The sequence below is a fragment of the Gemmatimonadota bacterium genome, from assembly GCA_021295815.1.
GTDB lineage: Bacteria > Gemmatimonadota > Gemmatimonadetes > Longimicrobiales > Gaopeijiaceae > JAGWBQ01.
The window spans coordinates 29,308-51,098 of record JAGWBQ010000012.1 but is presented as its reverse complement, the minus strand read 5'-3'; the positions used below and the strand labels follow the sequence as shown (position 1 = coordinate 51,098).

Below are 21,791 nucleotides of genomic sequence, written 5' to 3'. Positions count from 1 at the left end.
GAAAGCCGCATGTCACTCAGAGATACGACTGTCCGCAGCCTCCTGGTCCTGACCTCATCCTTATTCGTCCTTCCCGGCGGATCGGCTTCGGGCGCGCAGGAGAGCGCCGCTTCGTCCAGTTCCGTTCAGGTACCGCCGGACACCTACGAGAATCCGGCTCTCGCCGAGCTCATGCGGCGAGTCCGGGCGGCACGGACCACCGCCGCGACCGGGCTGGACACGTACGCGGCCACGCTGAAGCATCGGGTGTACGTTGGTCTGACCGCACGCCGCTTTCGGCGCGAACGCGGAATCTTCGAACAGGAAAGGATAGGGCGGGTCCGCTGGAGCAGCGACGGTTCCGAGCTCATAGAGTGGCAAGGCATGCGTGCCACGGCTCCGATCATGGGGCTCGACACCAGAAGAGGAGACCACGTCTCCGACAGCGACCATTTTTCGACGCGAGCGTCTACCGAGATGGCCGAAGACCTCACCGAAGAGCTGCTGGAAGAGGACAAGATCAATGCATTCGACCTGGATCCGTTTGCGGACAGGCTGTGGATCGAGTCGGACGAGGTCGTCCATCCTTTGGCGGACGACGCCCCTCTGCATTACCGCTACCTGGCCGGAGACACCCTCGAATTGGATCTTCCGGGGGATCTCCGCGATATCGTGCTTTTCGAGGTCAGGGTCGAGCCTCGACGAACCGACTTCAATCTGATCGCCGCCTCGCTCTGGATCGACTCGGAAAGCGATGCCTTGGTCAGGGCCGGGTACAGGCCGGCTCGCCCCTTCAACATGGGGATGGACGCGCCGGACGACGAGGCGGAAGTCCCGGGCTGGCTCCGGGGAAGGTTGGAGATGGAGATCAGCTATGTGGCGGTCGAGTACTCGCTTCATGAGATGGAGTACTGGCTGCCCCGTCGCTACGCCTTCGATGGGGAGGCGCGCTTTGTAGGCCTGGTCGAGCTCCCCGTCACTTTGGAGTGGAGCCTTTCGCAATACAGCGTAAACGACGGCGTTCCCGCCACCGCCCCCGAGGCTCCTCCTCTCGGGTGGCGGATGCGGACTTACGGGCCTGATAGTCCGGACCGGGATTCGCTGGCAGCGGACCGCCCCGCCGAAGACACGTTGCGTCCGACCCGCACCATCATGATCCCACCCGCGCCGGAGCTCTTGAACCACCCCGAATTGAGCGGGAACCAGGTGGGGAATGACGAGCTCTTCACTTTCTCGGAGTTCGAGGTCAGCTCCCTGACCAGCCATATCGATCTGGTGCACCCCCGACTGAGACGCACCGCGAGACGCTATTTCTGGGGGTTGGACAGGAACCTGTTCAGGTACAATCGGGTCGAGGGATTGAGTTTAGGCGCGGCGACCGAATTGCCGATCGGATCCCTGTGGACGGTGACCGGGAGCGCGCGCATCGGCACGGGTGACCTGCTACCCTACGCCACTGTGGGTATCCGACGAGCAGGCAGGGCGGGCGAGTGGTCGTTCAAGGCGTTCCACGAGCTGAGAACGATGTCGGACACCCACGACCCGTTCACCTTCGGATCCACCTTGAGCGGCTTGATCTTCGGCAACGATCGTGGCGAGTATTTCCGGGCCGCCGGAATCGAAACCGGCTACGAGGTCGGAGGTCGCACGAGTTGGTCTCTGGCCGCATTCGCGGAACGACATGCGTCTGTCGAACTCGGGAGCACGTTCTCTCTGCGTTCGCTGTTCGGCGACAAGGAGTTTCCGCCCGTGCTTCCGGCCGACGACGGAAACTACCTCGGGGTGCGGGCGTCGATGAAGTGGTTCTCGGGCCTCGATCCGAACGAACTCGTCGTTACGGGAAGCCTCTACGGCGAAGCCGCCACCGGAGAAATCGACTACTCTCGCCTCCAGGCCGCTCTCTCGCTCAGCCACCCTCTCACATTCAGGCTCGCGGGCGCGATCGAAGTCGCCGGCGGACACTCATGGGGCGCGCAGCTTCCAATGCAGCGCAGATACTTCCTCGGAGACGAATCCTTCCGAGGAACTCTTACCAACGAATTGACGGGTGACTCCTTCTGGCGCACCCGAGGGGAGGTCGCCACCGGACTGGCGGCCGCGCGCATCGGTTTATTCACCGACGTGGGCGCGGTGGGCAGCGGGCGAGACCGGTTGAGCGATCCGCTCGTGTCCGCCGGTGTCGGGTTCTCGCTCCTCGACGGCATCTACCGGATAGATATCGCGAAGGGGATAAGGGGCATCGACCGCTGGAGGCTGCACTTCTACATGGACGGCATTCTGTAGAAATCGAGCGGCGGACCCCGGCGCTTCGCCCGAAAGCGGTCGATCAGCGGATCTTGGCCGCTCTTCGGATGTCGCTCTCGACTTCGAGTCGGCAGGCGTTGATCCTAATCACCGCCGCGTCGGATCCGCCGGCGGAGGCGGTCAGAAGCGCTCGGTGTCGGTCGGTGGCGAACTCTATGGCCCCACCGTGAATCACCGCTACCTGGCGAAGGGCTTCGGCCTCTCTCGCCCTGAGGCTCTCCTCGATCGCTCGCCATCGCTCCTGGACACGCGAGTAGCCGGGGTGGGGATCGGCGAACACGAACGCCCACACCAACATGGCCAGGCTCGCCGACAGCAGGCCGACAAGAAAGAGCAGGTAGGACTTCAGGGTATGCAGGTCGAACAATTCCTCACCGACCAGGCACCAGGCTTCGACGTCGGGATCGTTGACGATCTCGGAGCGCTGGGTGTTGCTGGTCTGGCACGGGTGAAAATAAATGTCGTCCGGATTCTCGGAGACATCGGCCGGATCCACGTACTCCGAGTTTTCGCGAATCAGGCCCGGCCAGCTCTCTCGAAGCGCGTCGCGATAGTGTGCGGCGCCCAGGTTGATGCTCGTCGCGAGCGGGACCACGCCTAGAATGAACGACAACCATCCCAGAAAACGTATCCAGGGACGGTTTTGCACCACCATGCCGATGACCACGCGGCCGAGCAGACCTACGGCCCCCACGTTGAGCCCGGTCACCAGCAGCGCCTCAGGCAGTCTCGCGAAGAGCCAACCGTCGATCTCGTCAGCGAAGAGAGCGCTCACGACCAAGGTCGCGAAGCCCGTGATCGCTCCCAGCATGATCCAGTGGTCCCTGCCGCCCGTGACCCGGGCGTGTCTTCTCAGCCCGCGGTCTTCCTTGAAGACTCTCAGATCGTCCGACGCTTCCTGCGCTTCTCTCCTCCGGGATCCCAGGGCCTCGCGGTTGTTCGCGTAGACGTTGCGCATGTCGACGCAAGCTTTCTCCACGTATGCGTCCACGTGGCCGTAGAGGGTGCTGGGAGACTCTGGAGCGGCGCCGGCGGTCATGGGAGAGCGAGTTTTCGCGTCGGGTGCTTCCTCGGCCGGACCGTTCGTCTCTTCGTCGGTCGAATTCGCCACCTCATCCTCCTGAGGATAGTCCGGCTCGGACCCGGCTGCGGTTCCTTCGGCTCCGCCTTGGTCCGATCTCCCGTTGCGTTCGTCCATGAGATGTTGGGTCTTCAGTTGAGGAGGGAGGTGGGGATCGAACCGAGACACTCGCTCCAGTTCGGGTCCGGCCAAGTCGTGCTCTGCGCGGCAATTCGTCGATCTACGTAGTAGACGTGCACCGAACCGATTCCGCCCTCCCGGATCGGAGCGCACGTCCTCAACATGTCGCATTCACCGGTATAGAGGTCGCAGGTCGATGTGTTCTGAAGCATGTCCGACACGATGATGAAGGAGTCGATCTCCTCGTCCCGTCCGACCAGGTCGTTCATGGTTTCGACAATGGGAGAGCTGGGGGCTTCGTCTCTGGCGAGCAGAGAATCTAGTCTTACTTTCACGACTCCCACGAAGTCCCTGAAATCGAGCTCGACGATGCGGGGGTTCTGGTAGAGCAGGTCCGCCATGTGGCCCTGAAGAGGAACGCAGAGCGAACGTTCTGGGCCGTCGGCCCGTTCGTGTTCCGACTCCGGCAGACCGAAGACCGAGACCTTCTGGAGATGAGGGGTCCGGACGGTATCGCGCAGGACCGCGTCGATAGCGGAGTATGCAGCCGACCCGTCGGCTGCCGAAATCCTGTTCGAGGTGTCGATGAGCACCGCTGTGTGGCCAGGAACGACGAGACCCGCCTCGACCTGCTGCCTGGTACCGCGAGGGCACCAGCCGTCGTGTGCATAGACCTTGAGCTGTTCCTGATCGAATAGAGATTTCGCCGCCCACGCCGTTCCTGCCGCCAGCACGACCAGGACCACCACGCAGACGGCGATCGTGCGATGATTGGAGGACTTGAGGAGCCCGCCTGGTCCGGAATAGCTCATGATCGCCCGTCCTCATCGGGGTCGAGCCCCAACCTGTCGGTCAGGTCCTCAAGGGGTATCAGAATCACCGACTGATAGTCCATCCAGGTTCTGTTGATCTTGTCGGCCACTCCGGTTTGGATTTTGGCGAACTTGACGCCTTCGCCGCTGCTCCATGCCTCCATGAATCCGTCGGCATCGTCGAGAGTTGCCAGGGCGCGGTCTATCCGCAACTCCGTCGGGGTCACACCGGGTTCCTTCCGATGCGAGTCGAGCATCTCCCGAGTGATCTTGTCCGGGTGGCGGTCATTGAATTCCTTTAGAAAAAGGGATTCGGCGTATGCCACCGATCCGCCTTGGTTCCAGGCAGCGGCAAGATCCATGAGACGGTGGCGGGAGACGTGTCGCGCCGAATCGAGACGGACCACGACGTCGGTCACGGCCCGCTTCATCTCGTCCTCCAAGGCCCGCCGATGGCGCTTCGAAACTCCATCGAAGTCGTCTCGGATCGCGTGAATCTCTTGGAGGCGCTTCTCCTTCACCGCCGGCAGTTTGCTCTTTACGAAGGTGTAACCCTTGTAGAGGCCGACCCCGAACAGCACCACTCCGAGTACGAAGAAAAGAAACGAACGAAGCTCCCACGTGGTGGGGTTCATCGGGATGTCGACCGCCAACTGTCGCGCCGAGGTCAGGGTCACCTGGGTGTCGAGTCCTCCCGCCTGTTCCCGCTGTTCGATCAACCGCTCGAAACTCTCCCGGTGGCGCCCAACGATCAGGTTGATCAGAACGGCTACACCACCCACCACGGCGAAACAAGCGCCGGAGATCGCCTTGGGAATCCCGAAGCGCTTCACCAGGAAGGATATCCCCATTCCCGATCCTGCCCCGAAACCCACGTTCACCGCCGAAGCCAGGATGGCCGTGATGAAGGCTCCCACAAGACCGCTGTCGAGCGCGGAGATGAGAAGCGTCACGTTGAACCCGGCCTCGACCATCACGAAGAACGCCACCAGCGTCAGCAAGACCAGCCACCGGATTCCCGAAGGAGATTCTACATCGCGTTGGCTAGGCAGCGGATCGCCGTGAAGACGGTGCGCCCGATTCTTAAGAACGTTAAGAGTGTTCTTGGCGTCGAGCATGGCCTTGTCGGATACCGCATTTGCGGTTACGCTCCAATTTCGCGCTTCTGCCAGGTCTTTCGCTACAGGTGATATCTCGGCGACGACGGCCTCGTCCGCACTGGCTCTCAGCTCGTTAAGCAGCCCGGAGTGCGCCGGCCGCCAGTCGATGTGCGCCGATCCACCCCCGACGACCCTCCTGACCATTTCCGCGATCCTGGAGTTGCTGAGGCGCGACCTTTCGGCTTCCGATCTCGGTTCGTTCATTGCTCGTGCGTGGCTTGTGGTCTTCCTACCAACCTGTTCTCCGTCTGGCCATCTCTTCCAGCTCGTCGATCATCGAATCGGCGTCGGGTATGCTGGTGCGGGCGGTCCCTTCGGTCGCTGCAAGTTCGTTCCCACCCTTCACCTTGTGCAACTTGAGCCATTTCTCGAACCCTTCGCTCATGCCCACGACGCGGTAGAACAGACGCTGCTCTCCCTTGTTCCTTACCATAAGGTCTATGATGAAAGCGCCGATCGATAGGTTGATCGCAAGCAGGTCCTTGATACCGTCGAGGGCCAGTTTCAGTTGGAATACGATAAAGTCTCTTATCAGATCTCCTTTTCTTTTTTCCATCGACGAAGCCAATCAGAAACCGGTGGGATGATCGATGAACGTGTACGGAATTCCGAAACGTTCTTCCAGGTGGACACCTATCGCCTTGACGCCGAAGGTTTCCGTTGCATAGTGTCCGCCGAGAAGCAGGTGGATGCCAAGCTCCTTCGCGTCGAGAGAAGCGTGGTGGCCGGCCTCCCCGGTTACGAGAGCGTCGAGGTCGAGGTTGCAGGCTTCTTCCAGGAAACCGCCGCCGCTCCCCGTAACCACCCCGACACGGTCGATCTTTCCGCCTCTTCCGGGCACATGTCCGACCGGCCCATGGACGACTTTCTCAAGCAATCCGACCAGCTCCGCCGGACCGATCGGTTCGGGCGTTCGTCCCCACCAGCCTATCTGCTTGTCCTTATAGGAACCTAGCCGTCCTTCCTTCGTCAGTCCGAGAGCCTCGCAAAGCAGGGCACAGTTGCCTGTTTCGGAGTGCGAGTCGAGAGGGAGATGGGACGAATACAGGGAGAGACGCGAGTCGAAAAGCAGAGCGATCCGACGACCGTGCCTTCCGACCAGCGGCTTGGAACCTCCCCAGAAGATGCCGTGGTGGACCACGAGAAGATCAGCCGCGGACCGGGAAGCGGCCCTTATGGAAGCGATAGACGCGTCGACGGCGACTGCAACTCTACGAATCTCGTTCCCGCCTGCGGTTGCGTCGCGACCGGCGTCCACCTGGAGTCCATTGAGAGCTCCTGGGTAATCCGGATGATCTGCGACTCCGAGGTAACGGTCCAGGTATTCGACCAGAGACGACAGTTTCACGAACCGGTGTTTCGGTCTTCGTCCGCTGAACCGCCCTTTTCTTTAACCGCTCGGTCCGCTCCGGGTCTTACGGTCGCAGGCCTTCCCGACCGTTCGGAAACGGACTCGGCGGCCTTACCCGTCACCAGTGTTCCTTCGAACGCAGCTCCCAAGTCGAGCTGCATGCGCTTTGCGTACACCGTGCCCACGACCTGGGCCTCGGACTTGAGCTCAAGTCTGGATTTGGCCGTGACAATGCCGTTGACCTGCCCGAATATGGAGGCGTCCTGGGTCGTCAATTCTCCTTCGAACGTACCTCCGGCTCCGATCACCACCGCCTTGCCGGCGGTAATGTTGCCTTTCACCATTCCTTCTACGCGAACCGTTCCTTCCGCCGCGATGTCGCCTTCCACCCGAGCACCCGCCGCGATCAGCGACGTGTTCGCCTGATTAAGAGGCGGATTGGGGTCCGGCTTTCGGTTTCGAGCCATTCTGGCTGTTCCTCGGGGGCGTTGGCCCAGGTTGACGTAGTATTTCCAGTGAAGCGGCTTCAGGGTTGGTACCCCTCAGCGGGGCTGAGTTACAAACTCCAGAGGATTCAGGTTTTCTCCGTCCTGCCGCACCTCGAAATGAAGATGTGGTGCGGTCGAGAGTCCGGTCGTGCCTGCCAACGCTATCGCCTCGCCTGCCAGGACTTGACTTCCCTCCGCTACGAAAGTGACCGAGAGATGAGCATAGCGGGTCTCGAGCCCGCCACCGTGGTCAAGGAGCACGAAGTTGCCGTAAACTTCATCCGACCCGACCCGGTCCACCACGCCGGTTCCCGACGCGCGCACGTAGGTTCCGCTCGCTACCGCGATGTCGATACCGGGGTGCCGGACCTCGCCGGCACCGGCCACCCGTGTGACGAAACCTGCTGCGGCCAAGGGCCACTCGGTCGGCCGAGCCTCGTAATTTCTCGTCACTACGGAATCGTCGCCCGGGGTATGCATCGAGGCGCTCCCAATGGTCAACCAGGGGTCGAGATTCTCTTCTCCTTCAACATGCGTGTATACCGCGCGAAGCCTGCCGTACTCCTGCTCGAGCGCCTGAAGTCTCGCCGACAGAGTGGTCGCCGCGGCAGCGCTCACCGAGAGGGTCGCGACCTCTTCCTCCAAAGCTTGAACCATGGAGGAGCGTTGAAAAAGCCAGATCCAGCTCCCGATCAGTGACAACTCCAGTACGGCCAGAGCCGGAATCAAGATCCTGAGAACGGCGTAACTCCTTCCGGAGATAGGTATGGCGTGAGATGGCCGGGATCCTCCTGGCGTAATAGTGATAGTCAGCGGAACGTTCGAGTCCAAATCCTTGTTCCTCATCAATCGGCGATCGACTCCAAAGGACGACCGGTAACGAGTTCCACGATGTTCTCGAGTTCGCGATGGTTTTTGTAGGCTATTCGCACCGCGCCGCGGTTCCCGCGCCGGCGCTGGATCGTCACGCTGGTCGAAAGATGGTCGGTCAGAGCCTCCTCGAAAATCTGAAACATGGGGGATGTCTGCGACCCTTGGTCGGTAACCTCGGCCTTCCTGCGTCTTTTCACCCCCACGTTTCTCTCGGTTTCGCGGACCGACCAACCCTCCTCCACGGCCCTCTCGGCGAGTTCAACCGCCCGTTCCGGATCAGGTACGGCCAGCAAGGCCCGAGCGTGACCCATGCTGAGCTTGCCGTCCCTTACGAAATCCTTGATGACATCCGGGGACCTGAGCAGGCGCAAGCTGTTGGTGACGGCCGGTCTGCTCCTGCCCACGCTACGGGCGACCTCCTCCTGGGAGAGACCGAAATCGGCCACCAAGGTCCGGAACCCCTCCGCCTCCTCCAACGGATTCAGATCCCTCCTCTGAAGATTCTCCACCAGCGCGAGAATCAGAAGGGTATCGTCCGAAGCCTCGCGAATTACTACCGGAACTCGGTCCCATCCAAGAGCCTGGACCGAGCGTAGGCGTCTCTCTCCGGCGATGAGCTGATATTCGCCTGGAGAACCCGGCCTAGGTCGTACGATCAAGGGCTGAATCAGGCCGTGAATCCTTATCGACTCCTTGAGTTCCTCGATACCGTCGTCGTCGAAATGACGGCGAGGCTGAACTGGATTGGCCGAGATCGCCGCGACGGGAACGGTGCTGCTCACGTCCCCGGATTCCGAACCCAGGTAGGCGTCGAGCAGGTGCCCAAGACCTCGGCCTAGACGATCTTTCTTCACGAGTCTCCTTGAGCGGACGCCCCGCTAACGACCCGAGCGCCTGACTTCTTCCGACTTCCGCGCCGTTCGATCACCTCCTTGGCGAGATCGAGGTAGGCCAGAGCTCCCTTGCACACGGCATCGTAGCATATGATCGGCTGACCGAAACTCGGGGCTTCGGCCAGACGGATGTTACGGGGTATTATCGTATCGTAGACCTTGGTGGGAAAGTACTCCTTGGCTTCGACGGACACCTGCTTGGCGTGACGCGTGCGTCCGTCGTAGAGGGTCAGGAGAATGCCCTCGATATCCAGATCCGAATTCAGACGCTTCTGAACTACACGGATCGTGCGGAGGAGCTGGCCGATTCCCTCGAGCGCCAGATACTCGCACTGGATGGGAATGATGACCGAATCGGCGGTAGAGAGGATGTTGAGTTTGAGCAAACCAAGTGACGGGGGGCTGTCCAGAAGAATGTAGTCGTAGGATTCCCGGATCGGGTCGAGCGCCTGGCGGAGTATCTTCTCTCTCCCGTCTCTCTTGCCTAGGAGCATCTCGGTGCCGAACAGTTCGTGACTCGCCGGCATTACGTCCAGGAGAGGCAGGTGGACAGCTCGTGCAACGCACTCCTCCGCAGGGTGTCTTCCGGTGAGGAGGTCGTAAGATGTGCGGTCGATACCTACGTCCAGTCCGAGGCCGCTCGTGGCGTTACCCTGACCGTCGAGATCTATGATTAGTGTTTTCTGTTCGGCCACGGCGAGCGACGCCCCAAGGTTCACCGCGGTCGTAGTTTTCCCAACCCCTCCCTTTTGGTTGGCGATGGCGAAAACTGCTGACATCCGATGAAATCTCTCCTTTTTCGGTGGGTCTTCGGCTAGAGGTCGCGCTCGACCTATCGCCGGACGCCCATGCCTTTCATAGGGCTAGCACACGGATTCGGTTGGATTGTTCCACGTGAAACATGTCACGACACCCGGGACTCACTGCTCGACACCGTGACATCCTCGCGAACACACCGGTAGACCCCCAACCGCCGTCGGTAATCTCGCCCAGGCGTCTATAAAAACGAAGAGCCTCGCCGCAGTGGAAGGTTCGTTCACGGGCCGGTCTTCGGTCAACAAGGCTTTCCGTGTAGCCGGGCTTACAACGATTTGAACGGCTTTCAGCTTCCAGCTCGGAGAGCGCTGAAACGCCCTTTTCTTCTGACTGGCGGAGGTTTGCCTCTCATGTTCTTTCGCTGGTTGGCAACGTAAATCTGCTGAGGGAGAGTCGCCAAATTCGCCGTCAGGTAGTAGAGAGAGAGTCCGCTCGCCCATCCGAACCAGATGAACATCACCATCATCATGATCGGCATCATCCACATCATCATCTTCATGGTTGGGTTCGGGTTGTCGATGCTGCGGAGGCTCACCCATTGAAGAACCCACATCGAAACCCCGAGAAGCAAAGGGAGAACGTAGTAGGGATCAGGTCCCGCCAAGTCTGGAAGCCAAAGGAAAGGGACCCCCCGCAGTTCGATCGTGTTCTGAAAAACGAAGAAGAGAGCGATCAGAACGGGCCAAGGAAGCAGCATCGGAACGCAACCCCCAAGCGGATTGAAGCCGTGCTCCTTGTAGAGCTTCATCATCTCTTCCTGCTGCTTCTTCTTGTCGTTCTTGTACTTCGCCTGGATCTCCTGCACCAACGGCTGCACGGCCATGTTTCGTAGCTGCGACTGCATGGCCTTGTGGTTGAGCGGCCAGAGAACGATGCGCATCGCGATCCCGAACACGACGAGCGCAAGACCGTAGCTCAACCCGGCCGTGTCGTGTAGGAAGACCAGCACCTTCAGCACGATCGAGGCGAAGGGTCGAATTATGGGTCGCAGGAAGCTCCACCCAACGGGATTGACCTGGTTGAAGCTCCGCCCGACCTCCTCGAGCATATCCTGATCCTGCGGTCCCAGGTATAGAGAATGTCCGAAGTGGCCGCCTGGTCCGAGCTCCTGGGAAACGTTCAGCGTCACCCCGCCTCCCACGCGCGCTTCCACCGATAGTTGGCCCAGGTGATCGACGGCGCCCGTTTCTCCGGTTTCGCCGAAGATCCCGAGGGCGAAGAAGCGATTGCGGACCCCCACCCAGTCGAGCGGACCGTTCACGACCTCCGCGTCGGCGCCGCTGATAGGCGTCGACCTGATAGCCCCTGCTCCGTCCCGGCTCACGAACGCCGACATTCGCTCATCGCCGGCCGAATCCGCCTCCACCACCGCGAGCCCCGACCCAATGCCGGTTACAACCACCCCTCGATCCAAAGGACGGTCGGGAAGACCGGCGGTGCCGTCCACCTCCATTTCGTAAGAATCGGGGTCGAACGTATACTCGACGATGAACTGGAAACCGCTTTCGTGCACGTACGCGAAGCGAAGACGGTTGTTATCGGGATCCGTAACCAGGTCAAGTCCCCCGGCAGGTTCCACGTGAAACGTCTCTCCCGAGAGGTCCAACGTATCGGAACCGGCCGTGAGCATTCTTCCCAGCCAGCCGGCGCTCCACTCCGGTATCAGTTGCACGAAGCCGCCTTGGCTTAGATCGGGATATCCCGTCAGCTCCACCCCTTCGAGCAGCGCACCTTCATTGGAGAACCGAAGACGGTAGAGAGGACCCTCCACGACCACCTCACGTCCTGGAGCCTCTTCCCGGGCGGTAGGGATGATCTGCTCGAACTCGACCGGATCTCTCTCGATGAACGCTTCCGGGATCGAGATCTCTTCCGAGGTGTCGGTATCGCCACGCTGCCCCTCGACTCCTGTCTCGTCTAAGACTTCCATCGGTGTATCGGGGCCCTCGGGCGGCGGCGGTGGCGGGAAGAGCAGGTTAGAGCCCACCATTACCAGCAATACGAGGCTGATGGCAAGTAAAATGCGCAGTTCCGTTCTCATCTCGGAGCGTTTTCCTTTGCAGGTTGTTGTTCCTTGGCAGCCCTCGGACAATCTCGGGCAAGCTCCGATAGCGACGAAGGGCCGAACAAGCAAGCCGCGACGGAGGTGAACAGCACCGTTATTCGCCCGAAGAGCGCCTGGGAGCGCACCGGTCCGACGTGGATGCGGAGCCCTTCGAACGCCTTGTGAGGTTGGTCCGTGGGCAGGCTGCGGCTCCCTCAGGCACCGGATCGAAACCGTGTCCGCCGAAAGGCCGGCAGCGAGAGAGTCGTTTGATCGTCAACCAGCTTCCTCGCACGGCTCCATGCTCTCGCAGAGATTCGATGGCGTAGGTGGAGCAGCTGGGAGTGAAACGACAAAGGCTTATTCTGAACGGACCAAGCGCAAGTCGATACAACCTCACCCCGGCGATAAGCACCCGCTCGGCTAACCGGCCCGGATCCATTCCGGTCCCATGGCTCCGGTCACGTCCGCAAGCAGAGCTTCGAACGTGGCCCCGTATGCGTTTTTACGAGTCCTGGCCAGCACGTCGACCGCCAGGCCGAGTTCGTCGCACCTGGTCAGCAATCGCCTTCTACCGATCTCGCGCAGTCTTCTCTTCAAGAGGTTCCTTTCCACGATGTCGTGGCCGTACTTGGGCACGATGGTTCCGAATCTGGAGATCGTACCGGCGGAAGGCAGCACGAAGAGTTCGACTCGCGACCCCTTCCTCTTCCGGCCCCTCATGAGCAGGTTTTCGATCTCGAGCCGCTTCATTATACGTCTCCGTCGCGGAAAACCTTCTGCCACCCTTGTCGACACCTCCGAGGCGCTTCCTTCGAGAGAAGCACGTCTCGAAAGAACTGATGCACTTCGCACGCCGTTAGTTCCTTGCGTTTCCACAGCCTGGTGCGGCATGCCACAGGCTGGACCGGGCTCTTCAGGACCCCTAGCGACTACCGGAAGATCAGATTCAGGACTTGTTGCCGATTTTTACGACCAGCCGCGCGCGGCCACGCCTGCGCCGCCTGTTGAGGGTCTTTCTTCCGCCCGTCGTCTTCATTCTCGCTCGGAATCCGTGCTTGTTCACTCGTTTCCGATTGCGCGGACGATATGTCGGGCCCATGATGCTTCCTTGTCTGTTGCGGCGGCGGTGACGGGGGTCGAACCACCCCCCCTCCGGATCAAGTAAGGCGAAAGCTAGCGTTTCCTCCTCCGATCGGTCAAGGCCACCTGCTCGCAAGCTCCGCCGTCCTCCGTAGGGACACCCGTCCCTAGACGCACCTAAACCTCCTCGGGCGGCGGCGGCGACCGTTAGGTCACGGACGAACACCCTCTTCCCCACCCGGATTGCAACCGCGGAAAGACGGCCTTGCACGCGCGGTGAGTCGCCTTTACCTTGCCCCTCTTCACCAAGGTGCGCCGTACCCCCTCCTGCGGCTCTCTCCGTCCCTCTTCCGTCGCTCAGCCTCCCGCCCATGGCCGACCCCTCACCGCCGCCATCCTCGCATGGCGTCCGTCGTTCACCCACTCACGGTCCGGAAGCCGCCGATAAGCTCTGGGGGGAAGTCAAGAAACATGTGAGATCACGTGTAGCCGCCACGTCGTACGCCACCTGGATCGAGTCCTGCAGACCGGTCGATCTCACCGATGACGCGATCTTCATCCAAGCTCGTACCAGCTTCCATTTGGAGTGGCTGGAGAGAAGCTTCTTCTCGCTCCTGGTCGATGCGATCACAGCTGTGCTCGGCCGTCCCCTCCGAGTCGAGGCCTCGGTAGCCGCAGGACTATCGCTGACCCCTCCGCTTTCCGCTAGCTCCGAAAGATACCCGGAAGACCAGGAACCCCCGATCGAGGCGAGCACCGACCCCTCTTCCGTAGACCGAAGGCCGGTCGGCGGCGAAGGTGGTCGCCCCACCGCCGCGTCGTCCGATCTGAACGATTACTACGTGTTCGATAGATTCGTCGCCGGTCCGAACGCCAGGCTCGCCAAGGCCGCCGCGATCGCCGTGGCCGAGAGACCCGGTCGTTCGTACAACCCGCTCTTCGTCTACGGCGGAGTCGGTCTCGGCAAGACGCACCTCATGCACGCCATCGGCAACCACTTCATCATGGAGAGCGGCGGCCGAAGACCTGTTCTCTATCTCAGGTGCGTCGACTTCGTCAACGAGGTCATCGGCGGCATCCGCCGCGGGACGATGCCCGAGCTTCGCAAACGCCTCCTGAAGTCGTTTGTCCTGCTGATCGACGATATCCATTTTCTGGCCGGCAAGGAGCGCACTCAGGAGGAATTCTTCCACACATTCAACGATCTCTACGATTCCAACCGCCAGATCGTGATTACCAGCGACAGGCCGCCGCAAGAGCTCGACGGCCTCGAAGAACGCCTCGTGTCGAGATTCGTCATGGGACTGGTGGCCGACGTGAAACCGCCCGAGTTCGAGACCCGCGTCGCCATTCTCCGCATGAAGGCCGACGAAGACGGAGTCCCGCTGAGTGAGGACGTGATCAACTTCATCGCCGAGCGCTGCACCTCCTCGGTCCGCCACCTCCAAGGCGCCTATCACAAGTTGATGGCGTGCTCCATCACCGAGAAGAAGGACATCAGTCTCGATATGGCTCGCTCGAACCTCTCCAGCACGGTTTTTCAGGGAAATCCCGCCGGAAAGGCCATCGCTCCCGCATCACCCGAGCGGCTTGCCCGAGCCGTGTGCGCCCAATATGGAATCGGTCTCGACATGGTGACCTCCAGCAGTCGAAAAAAGAACGTGGTCGAAGCCCGTCAGGTCGCCATGTACCTTATCAAGCAGCACACGTCGGAGTCTCTCGTCAGCATCGGAAAATTCTTCGGAAACCGCAACCATTCGACGGTTCTGCACTCTATCCGCAAGATCGACAAGATGGCCGAAGCCGACGTGGTCTTCCGTGGCTCGCTTCAACGCCTTTCCACGGTTATCGACGGGGTTATCCACACGTGATGTGCAAAAGCCCTGTTTTCAACACCTCATGCACAGCTTCGCGGCTTGTTGCATGCGCCTTTGTGGAACGTTCGTCCTTTTCGGCAGCCTTGTGAACTTCGGCGCCGCGGGTCGGAAACACCGATCCATCATGAGTTTTCGGACCCCCGCGACTCCGGTTTTCCACTTTTGCACGGCTCCTACTGCTTCTACGAGGTTTTATTTAAAGATTACCAGTAGAAGAACAGCCACGGCATCACCACCTCCCAACCACCGCTCATGAAGCTCTCGATAACTCGCAGCAATCTCGATACCTGCCTGACTCGCGTAGCAGGCACCATACCCAGCCGCTCCGCGTTGCCCATTCTGTCGAACGTTCTCGTGGAAACCACGGAGACCGGGCTGCGCATGAGTTCAACCGATCTGGACGCCTGGATCAGGACCGAGGTGCCGGCGGAAATCCAAACGCAGGGCAGCACAACTCTTCCCGGCGCGACGTTGAGAGCGGTGGTTCGGAATCTCGGGCCGTCCACCGTCGAAATCCATGTGGAGGAGGACCGGCTCCATCTCACCTGCGGCAAGGCGAGCTTCACCCTGAACGGCATGCCGGCTGCCGATTTCCCGAATCTCCCCAAGGTAGACTTCGACACGCCTTGGACCATCCACCGGAGTGCGCTGGTCGAGCTCATCGATCGTACCTCCTACGCTGTCTCGACAGAGGATTCTCGGCCGATACTGAACGGCGTGCTGTGGGAACTCAAGAATCGTTCCATGAAGATGGTAGCTACCGACGGGCACCGGCTCGCGGCTTACGGGAGAACGATCGACATCACTGACGAGGTCGGAGTCGATCTGATCGTCCCTCCTTTGGCGCTCAAGAGCGCAAGAACCCTGTTCCAAGGCTCGGGAACGGTCGATGTCGCCCGAAACGAGAACTATCTCGCCTTTCGCATGGATCAAACCGAGGTCTACACCCGGTTGATCGAAGGCCGATACCCCAACTACCGGCAGGTCATCCCGCAGACGGGCGACCACGCCGCCACGATTCCGAAAAAAGAGCTCGTCACCGCGATAGCGAGGATCTCGCCGATTACCTCGGACGCCAACCGGATCAGGGTCACCTTCACCGAATCGAGGCTCGTCGCCGAGGCGTCTTCGCCGGATCTCGGACGGGCGGTCGACGAGGTCGAAATCGAATACGACGGCGCCGAGATGGCCATCGGCTTCAACGCCAACTACCTCAAGGAAGCGCTCTCGCACATGTCGGGAGACGACGTGCTCTTCACCTTCCAAAGTCCGGAAAGGGCGGTCGTGATGCGGCCCGTCGAACAGGATGACGACGATTCCGACTATCTCTGTCTGGTGATGCCGCTAAGGCTTTTGGATTAGCAGGAGCTGTCCGGTACCCCTTCTCGTCAGCCCCGCGCCGCGTCGGCCAAGTCGGGCCCCGTGAAGAGAGATGTCAAGCTGAGCCTTTCCTGGCGAAGCCTTTCCCGCCCACGTCCTTCGGACCGGTCCACGAGCGCGAATACGTCGCTGACGGTTATCCCGAACTCACGGAGGGCGCGTACAGCGGAGAGGGCGCTGCCTCCGGTGGTGACGCAGTCCTCCACCACCAAGGCGCGCATCCCTTTACGGACAGGTCCCTCGACACGCCTGTGCGTTCCGTGAGCTTTGACGCTCTTCCTCACGGAGAAGGCGTCCACGGCGAGTCCTTCGAGCGCGCACCGGTGAGCGATGGCGTAGGCGATGGGATCGGCTCCCATGGTCAAGCCGCCCACGAGCTCCGCCGGTTCCGACAGACTCTTGAGGAAACCGCAACCCACCCTGCCCATGGCCTCCTGTCCCGCAGCCGACATCGTGGTTCTCCGCGCATCCACGTAGAAATCAGAACGTAGGCCGCTCGCAAGGGTAATCTCACCTAGAATCACCGAGCGAGACACGAGGAGGTGCTTGAGGGTTTGGATATGCGTCGGGTCGAAGCTGTTCACGAAGCGAAGCTAATATGAAAACGGGTCCTCCGGGTGCCATCGGGGCTCGCGTCATCGCCTTGGGCGCGGTTTCGGTCGTGCTGGCGAGCGCCTGCGACGGCGAGGTCGTTCCGCCACCGGCCGAGCGTTTCGGACAGATCGGCCACATCGAGATTTTTCTGGCGACCCCGCTTCTCGTGGGCGAGGGCGGCTTCAACCAAAGCTTGACGTGGAAAACTTCAGGAGAGTGGATTCTCCATGAGGAGATCCGCTACGAAGGACGGGTCGGCGACTCGAGCACTATCGGGAGCGTGGGAGATCCTTCGCGGCTCTCCCCCAAGTACGCCGAGCTCATCGTTCGTCTGCACGAGGCTCCCGGAGTTGCGATCTTCATTCCCGGTTTGCCGGAAGGCATCAGCCACGATTGCGGGACCACGCGAACGGCGATCAAGGTCAACATTTTCGACGCCGACCGGAACCTGTCCCGGAGCTGGCAGCAATGCGTCTCCGGTTCGCTCTCCACGATGACCGAACGCGGCGCGGGCCCCCAATACACCGCCACACGCCTGGTCGCTGCCGGAATCCAGGTGCGCGACGCCACGGTGGGAGCGGACTACCGCAGCCCCTACTACGGCAGCATACCGTTCGGAACCTTGGCCAGTGGAGAAAACGCCGGCGCCGCCGCAACCACCTCGAGGCTGATCGAGAGCGAGAGCGAATGGTTAAGGTTCTGGCGCTCCATAGGAATGGACGGCACGCCGCCGGTGGTTTTTTTCGACCGGGACTACGTCATAGCCGCGCTCGTGGGCGAGCGCAAGGAAGCCGGACAAACTGTGCACGTGCGCAACATCTTCCAGACGGCAGGCGGCACAGTGGCTCAGATGGTGGAGCGGGTGCCCGGCGACTTCTGCTCACCACACTCTTCCATCAACTTCCCCTACCGCGCGGTGGTGGCTCCGCGTACCGCGGGCCCGCACGAATTCGTCATGCTCCCAACGGAATACGTCACCTGTGACGACTGAGGAGTCCGGCGGGGAAAGTCCGGCGTCTTGCGAAAGCTCGGCCTTAAGGGCGTTTCGGTTCTGAGGCGCAGGTTAGCCTCCCGCGTAAGGCTGAACCTCGGCCTCGCCGCGTCTCTTCGGTGGCGCTACGTCATCGGACTTTTCCTCTTCGTGGTGCTCCTCACCCTGGGCGGGACGTGGTATGCCTGGGACGAAGCCGACAGATCCCTGCGAGCCGAGCTCAACCGGGGTGCCGGGAGAGTGGCGGCGGCTGCCATCGCCACCGGTCTCCAACCCTCGCTCGTCTCTCTGCTCCGCCCTGGGTTCGAAGGGCAAGGGGCGTTCGTTCAGGAGCGGCTGAAGGAGCTCGAGGTCCATCCGGCGATTCAGGCCTCGGCCGCGTTCCTGCTCCGCCCCGACCCAATCACCCTCACCGAGACCGTCGTGGTATCGACCCTGCCGTTGGACGAGGTTCCGATCGGGGCCCCCGTTGCGGAATTCAACCTGCTGTATCGACAGGAGATCGAGGAGGCCCGCGTCACCGGACACGCCGCCACGCCCCTCTCCTTCGAACATCCCGACGGGGGGTTCTTCCAGCGCTCGGGAGGGCCTTACAACTGGGGATTCGCGGCGTTGAAGAACTCCGACGGCAGCTACAGCGACATTGTGCTTGCGGTCCTGATGCCCGCCGACTACGAGGAGCCGCTCGATCGGCTGGGTCGCAATCTCCTTCTGGGTTGCGCCATCGCCGTGGTTCTAGCGGCGATCCTCGCCAACATCGTGGCAACGGGCGTCGCGAGACCCCTCGAGCGCCTGAGCCGAGCCGCCATCCGCATCCACCGAGGACTCATGCGAGAACCCGTGGCTCAGGAGAGAACGCTGGAACTGGGACGCCTGTCGAGGGCCATGGAGCGCATGCGTCAAGGGATATTGGAGCGTGACGAGAACCTGCGTTTGATGCCGGCCCAGGTGGCCCATGAGATTCGCAACCCGCTCGGGGGGCTGGAACTTTTTCTCGCAGCCGCCTACGACACCGAGGACCCGGTTGAACGAAGGCGTCTGCTTGCCCGAGCTCGAGAGGAGACCGCTACGCTGAGCCGGGTGGTCAACGAGTTCCTCGTCTACGCGCGCCCTCTTGACGAGACGGGAAACGAAGTCGTGGACGTTCGTATCCCCATGAGAGAAGCGAGCGAACTCGTGGAAGCGGAGATGGCCGAGACCGGTGGAAAGCTGGTCGAGAATTTGTCTCCGAACCCCCAGATGGCTCGTGCGGCGAGCGACCACGTCAAACGTATCGTGCTCAACCTACTCCGTAACGCCTCACAGGTCGCCGACGAAGTGCGCCTGTCGGTTCACACGGAGAGGGGCGAGATCGTCATATCGGTGGTGGACAACGGACCGGGAGTCCCCGGCCATCTGCGCGAACGCATTTTCGACCCCTTCGTCACGGACAAGGAACAGGGAGCGGGGTTGGGACTGGCCATAGTGCGCAAGCTGGCCGAAGCGAACGGTGGCAGGGTAACTCTTCTGGAAGCGACCGAAGGAGCTCACTTCAGAGTTTTCCTCAGAAGCCTGGAGGATCCCTCCGGCGCGATAACCTACAGGCACCGGGATGACATGGATGGCTGAAATAATCATCATTGACGACAGCAGGGGCATGCGGGAGGGTTTGGAGCTTCTCCTAAGGCGCAAGGGCCATCGAACTAGAGTGGCTGCCAGCGGAAAGGAAGGGCTGGGACTCCTGGAGGAAGAGGAAGCCGACCTCGTCATCACCGATCTCAAGATGGCTCACATGGACGGGATCGAGGTGCTCAAGCGGATAAAGGAGCAGGATCCGCAAACGGAAGTGATGATGATCTCGGCTCACGGCAGCATTCAGCGCGTCGTTGAGGCCATGCGACTGGGTGCCGCCGATTTCATCGAAAAGAGCTTCAAACCTGAGGAGTTCGCTATCAAGGTCGACCGCCTGCTGCGCGACGCCGCCGAACGAAAACGTCTCTTGCGGGAAAACCAGCGTTTGCGGGTCGAGAACCTGGAGCTGCGGGGCGGGGACCTTCCCCGGTACGGTGAAATCGTGGGCGACTCGGACGCCATGCTCAATGTGTTCAGATGGATAGAACGCGTGGGACCTACCGATTCGACCATCACCATCTACGGGGAATCCGGGACTGGAAAGGAGCTCGTCGCCAGGGCCATTCACGCCGCCTCCAACCGCCGGGACGCGAAGTTTATAGCGGTGCATTGCGGTGCCCTGACCGAGACCCTCCTGGAGTCGGAACTCTTCGGCCACGAAAAAGGAGCCTTCACCGGCGCGGACAAGCGCCGCCGCGGACGTTTCGAGCTTGCACACGGAGGAACTCTCTTCCTCGACGAGATAGGAACGCTTCCCGAGCAGACCCAGATACGCCTCCTGCGCGTGCTCCAGGAACGCGAGGTGGAGAGGGTTGGAGGCGAGAAGGCGATCAAGGTCGACGTCCGCATCATTGCCGCCACGAACGTTCCGCCGGAAGATCTGCTCGGAGGCTCGTTCAGAGACGATCTCTTCTACAGGCTTCACGTAATCACCACCACGGTCCCGCCTTTGCGCGAGCGGATCACCGACATCCCGCCGCTGGTCGATCACTTCATCGACAAGTTTCGGGTGGCCACCGGAACCCGGGTCCGCGCGGTGAGCAAGAACGCTCTACGCATCCTGACCGGATACGACTGGCCGGGAAACGTGCGCGAGCTCGAGAACGTCGTACAGACGGCTCTGGTACTGGCCGACGGCGAGGATCTAAAGACAGAGGATGTTCCCCACCTCGGGACGATCGCACCTATCTCCGCCACCGAGGGTTCGGATACTTTCGGATCGATACGCTCGCTGGTGACGCAGGGGAGGAGGATCGACCTCAGCGATACCCTCGAAGTTTTCGAAGAGGAGATCGTCCGCTTGGCGCTCGAGACGACCGGCGGCGTGAAGTCGAAAGCCGCTCGCCTTCTGGGCCTCAAGCCGAGCAGCCTTCGCTACAAGGTCGATAAATACGGTCTGGAGACGACGTGACCAGAACCCTTCCGGCGATGTTTTTTTGCGCGGCCCTCTGGGTCGTCGCGTTGCCGGCAAGGGGTAGGGCGGTTCAGGCCCAGCAAGGGCTTTCCAATCCCGAAATCCTGGTCAACACGGCTCAGGACCGGTACGATGCGGCCGTGGCGTCCCACGTGGCGGCCCGGGATTCTCTCGATGCCGTGAACCAACTCTACACCAGGGCGCTCATGACCCTCGAAGGATCGCGCGCGAGCGGCGACGATGGTCGCCGGCAGGCCGCATACATCGCGGCTCTCGAACCCGGACGCGAGATGTCCCAACGTCTGGCGAGGCTGGCGGAGGCGGAAGACTCCCTGGTTCGGGCCCATGACGACCTCGTCCAGGCTCTCTGGCACTGGCAGGGAGCCATATTGGACAGCATGGAGAGTGTTGAAAAGGGTGGGAATTTGGAGAGCTATCGGGAGGACTACCGTCTGATCGAAGAGCGCATAACCCGACTGGAAGCGGTCGATCTGCCCGAGGCGGGGCGTTCGTTGATGAGCGAGCTTGAGGTGGTTGAGGACGATCCGCGCGACGGACCGGACGAGTGGCGATACAAGGCCAGCCTGTGCAGACGGCTCGCCCAGGAAGCCGACAAGCTACTTGACGATATGAACTCGGATCTCAACGCGCTCGTGGTAAGGCAGCGCCAGGAAAGGCAAAGGGAAGACTTCCTGGCCGACACGGACCGATTCGGCAGGATACCTTTCCCACCGGGCGTGGGACGCCAGACCGGCGAGCCGCCGGTGGCCGACAGCGCTTCCGTCGCCGGCGCTCCCCAGACCATCGAGGAACGCATCGCGGACCTCCGCGACCAGATAGCTATCCTGGAGGATTTCCGAACAAGGATCATGGAGCGAGCGGAGTACTTCGAGTCTCTTGGCGGCGACCCCGTATGAGGA

21 protein-coding genes are annotated in these 21,791 nt (G+C 61.3%); 7 read left to right on the top strand and 14 right to left on the bottom strand.

All coding sequences use genetic code 11. The annotated features are described in order from the left end of the window. The first annotated feature begins 9 nt into the window (after positions 1-9). Positions 10-2,262 carry a hypothetical protein gene (locus J4G12_06600; GenBank protein MCE2455478.1) on the top strand — a complete coding sequence of 751 codons (2,253 nt, stop codon included), beginning with the start codon at positions 10-12 and terminating at the stop codon, positions 2,260-2,262. A 43-nt stretch (positions 2,263-2,305) separates the two neighbouring features. On the opposite strand, the gene J4G12_06595 is transcribed toward J4G12_06600, so the two are convergent. The 13 genes from J4G12_06595 to rpmH form a co-directional block, all read right to left on the bottom strand. Then, the gene (locus J4G12_06595; GenBank protein MCE2455477.1) at positions 2,306-3,481 is read right to left on the bottom strand and encodes a hypothetical protein; all 1,176 of its coding nucleotides are present in this window, start codon (positions 3,479-3,481) and stop codon (positions 2,306-2,308) included. A 14-nt stretch (positions 3,482-3,495) separates the two neighbouring features. Next, the gene (locus J4G12_06590; protein MCE2455476.1) at positions 3,496-4,296 is read right to left on the bottom strand and encodes a hypothetical protein; all 801 of its coding nucleotides are present in this window, start codon (positions 4,294-4,296) and stop codon (positions 3,496-3,498) included. Next, the gene (locus J4G12_06585) at positions 4,293-5,660 is read right to left on the bottom strand and encodes a hypothetical protein (protein MCE2455475.1); all 1,368 of its coding nucleotides are present in this window, start codon (positions 5,658-5,660) and stop codon (positions 4,293-4,295) included. Before J4G12_06585 ends, J4G12_06590 begins: the two co-directional genes overlap by 4 nt. A gap of 25 nt (positions 5,661-5,685) precedes the next feature. Beyond that, entirely contained in the window at positions 5,686-6,012 is a 327-nt protein-coding gene (locus J4G12_06580) for a hypothetical protein (GenBank protein MCE2455474.1), read from the bottom strand. Positions 6,013-6,024: 12 nt separating this feature from the next. Then, a complete protein-coding gene (locus tag J4G12_06575) occupies positions 6,025-6,804 on the bottom strand; it encodes a Nif3-like dinuclear metal center hexameric protein (GenBank protein ID MCE2455473.1) in 780 nt (259 codons plus the stop codon). After that, the gene (locus J4G12_06570; protein ID MCE2455472.1) at positions 6,801-7,274 is read right to left on the bottom strand and encodes a polymer-forming cytoskeletal protein; all 474 of its coding nucleotides are present in this window, start codon (positions 7,272-7,274) and stop codon (positions 6,801-6,803) included. The genes J4G12_06575 and J4G12_06570 overlap by 4 nt, the downstream gene beginning before the upstream one ends. Positions 7,275-7,349: 75 nt before the next feature. After that, on the bottom strand, positions 7,350-8,024 hold the full coding sequence (locus J4G12_06565) for a M23 family metallopeptidase (GenBank protein ID MCE2455471.1): 675 nt from the start codon (positions 8,022-8,024) through the stop codon (positions 7,350-7,352). Positions 8,025-8,140: 116 nt separating this feature from the next. Further along, the gene (locus tag J4G12_06560) at positions 8,141-9,022 is read right to left on the bottom strand and encodes a ParB/RepB/Spo0J family partition protein (protein MCE2455470.1); all 882 of its coding nucleotides are present in this window, start codon (positions 9,020-9,022) and stop codon (positions 8,141-8,143) included. Then, the gene (locus J4G12_06555) at positions 9,019-9,840 is read right to left on the bottom strand and encodes a ParA family protein (protein ID MCE2455469.1); all 822 of its coding nucleotides are present in this window, start codon (positions 9,838-9,840) and stop codon (positions 9,019-9,021) included. Before J4G12_06555 ends, J4G12_06560 begins: the two co-directional genes overlap by 4 nt. Before the next feature lie 323 nt (positions 9,841-10,163). Beyond that, positions 10,164-11,918 carry a membrane protein insertase YidC gene (gene yidC / locus J4G12_06550; GenBank protein MCE2455468.1) on the bottom strand — a complete coding sequence of 585 codons (1,755 nt, stop codon included), beginning with the start codon at positions 11,916-11,918 and terminating at the stop codon, positions 10,164-10,166. A gap of 118 nt (positions 11,919-12,036) precedes the next feature. Further along, the gene (gene yidD, locus J4G12_06545) at positions 12,037-12,363 is read right to left on the bottom strand and encodes a membrane protein insertion efficiency factor YidD (protein MCE2455467.1); all 327 of its coding nucleotides are present in this window, start codon (positions 12,361-12,363) and stop codon (positions 12,037-12,039) included. Beyond that, a complete protein-coding gene (locus tag J4G12_06540) occupies positions 12,345-12,674 on the bottom strand; it encodes a ribonuclease P protein component (GenBank protein ID MCE2455466.1) in 330 nt (109 codons plus the stop codon). Before J4G12_06540 ends, yidD begins: the two co-directional genes overlap by 19 nt. A 196-nt stretch (positions 12,675-12,870) precedes the next feature. Beyond that, positions 12,871-13,023, bottom strand: a complete 153-nt coding sequence (gene rpmH, locus J4G12_06535) for a 50S ribosomal protein L34 (protein MCE2455465.1) — start codon at positions 13,021-13,023, stop codon at positions 12,871-12,873. Positions 13,024-13,477: 454 nt separating this feature from the next. Between rpmH and dnaA the strand changes: the two genes are divergently transcribed. Both dnaA and dnaN read left to right on the top strand, forming a co-directional pair. Next, on the top strand, positions 13,478-14,875 hold the full coding sequence (gene dnaA, locus J4G12_06530; protein MCE2455464.1) for a chromosomal replication initiator protein DnaA: 1,398 nt from the start codon (positions 13,478-13,480) through the stop codon (positions 14,873-14,875). Positions 14,876-15,133: 258 nt separating this feature from the next. After that, on the top strand, positions 15,134-16,243 hold the full coding sequence (gene dnaN, locus J4G12_06525) for a DNA polymerase III subunit beta (GenBank protein ID MCE2455463.1): 1,110 nt from the start codon (positions 15,134-15,136) through the stop codon (positions 16,241-16,243). Positions 16,244-16,269: 26 nt separating this feature from the next. On the opposite strand, the gene pyrE is transcribed toward dnaN, so the two are convergent. Next, positions 16,270-16,821, bottom strand: a complete 552-nt coding sequence (pyrE, locus tag J4G12_06520) for an orotate phosphoribosyltransferase (protein MCE2455462.1) — start codon at positions 16,819-16,821, stop codon at positions 16,270-16,272. Positions 16,822-16,859: 38 nt separating this feature from the next. On the opposite strand from pyrE, the gene J4G12_06515 reads away from it, so the two are divergent. Genes J4G12_06515 through J4G12_06500 form a run of 4 tightly spaced genes read left to right on the top strand, consistent with a single transcriptional unit; the run spans position 16,860 to position 21,788 of the window. Further along, on the top strand, positions 16,860-17,846 hold the full coding sequence (locus tag J4G12_06515) for a hypothetical protein (GenBank protein MCE2455461.1): 987 nt from the start codon (positions 16,860-16,862) through the stop codon (positions 17,844-17,846). A 27-nt stretch (positions 17,847-17,873) separates the two neighbouring features. Continuing rightward, the gene (locus J4G12_06510; protein ID MCE2455460.1) at positions 17,874-19,454 is read left to right on the top strand and encodes a HAMP domain-containing histidine kinase; all 1,581 of its coding nucleotides are present in this window, start codon (positions 17,874-17,876) and stop codon (positions 19,452-19,454) included. Next, on the top strand, positions 19,447-20,868 hold the full coding sequence (locus tag J4G12_06505) for a sigma-54-dependent Fis family transcriptional regulator (protein MCE2455459.1): 1,422 nt from the start codon (positions 19,447-19,449) through the stop codon (positions 20,866-20,868). The genes J4G12_06510 and J4G12_06505 overlap by 8 nt, the downstream gene beginning before the upstream one ends. After that, positions 20,865-21,788 (top strand): hypothetical protein, encoded by a 924-nt coding sequence (locus J4G12_06500; GenBank protein MCE2455458.1) that lies wholly within the window; start codon positions 20,865-20,867, stop codon positions 21,786-21,788. Before J4G12_06505 ends, J4G12_06500 begins: the two co-directional genes overlap by 4 nt. Positions 21,789-21,791: the final 3 nt, after the last annotated feature.

Excerpts from the sequence above, each read along its gene's own strand:
- J4G12_06600 (MCE2455478.1), top strand. The coding sequence starts at position 10 with ATGTCACTCAGAGATACGACTGTCCGCAGCCTCCTGGTCCTGACCTCA.
- J4G12_06595 (MCE2455477.1), bottom strand. The coding sequence starts at position 3,481 with ATGGACGAACGCAACGGGAGATCGGACCAAGGCGGAGCCGAAGGAACC.
- J4G12_06590 (MCE2455476.1), bottom strand. The coding sequence starts at position 4,296 with ATGAGCTATTCCGGACCAGGCGGGCTCCTCAAGTCCTCCAATCATCGC.
- J4G12_06585 (MCE2455475.1), bottom strand. The coding sequence starts at position 5,660 with ATGAACGAACCGAGATCGGAAGCCGAAAGGTCGCGCCTCAGCAACTCC.
- J4G12_06580 (MCE2455474.1), bottom strand. The coding sequence starts at position 6,012 with ATGGAAAAAAGAAAAGGAGATCTGATAAGAGACTTTATCGTATTCCAA.
- J4G12_06570 (MCE2455472.1), bottom strand. The coding sequence starts at position 7,274 with ATGGCTCGAAACCGAAAGCCGGACCCCAATCCGCCTCTTAATCAGGCG.
- J4G12_06555 (MCE2455469.1), bottom strand. The coding sequence starts at position 9,840 with ATGTCAGCAGTTTTCGCCATCGCCAACCAAAAGGGAGGGGTTGGGAAA.
- yidC (MCE2455468.1), bottom strand. The coding sequence starts at position 11,918 with ATGAGAACGGAACTGCGCATTTTACTTGCCATCAGCCTCGTATTGCTG.
- yidD (MCE2455467.1), bottom strand. The coding sequence starts at position 12,363 with ATGGATCCGGGCCGGTTAGCCGAGCGGGTGCTTATCGCCGGGGTGAGG.
- J4G12_06540 (MCE2455466.1), bottom strand. The coding sequence starts at position 12,674 with ATGAAGCGGCTCGAGATCGAAAACCTGCTCATGAGGGGCCGGAAGAGG.
- rpmH (MCE2455465.1), bottom strand. The coding sequence starts at position 13,023 with ATGGGCCCGACATATCGTCCGCGCAATCGGAAACGAGTGAACAAGCAC.
- dnaN (MCE2455463.1), top strand. The coding sequence starts at position 15,134 with ATGAAGCTCTCGATAACTCGCAGCAATCTCGATACCTGCCTGACTCGC.
- J4G12_06515 (MCE2455461.1), top strand. The coding sequence starts at position 16,860 with ATGAAAACGGGTCCTCCGGGTGCCATCGGGGCTCGCGTCATCGCCTTG.
- J4G12_06505 (MCE2455459.1), top strand. The coding sequence starts at position 19,447 with ATGGCTGAAATAATCATCATTGACGACAGCAGGGGCATGCGGGAGGGT.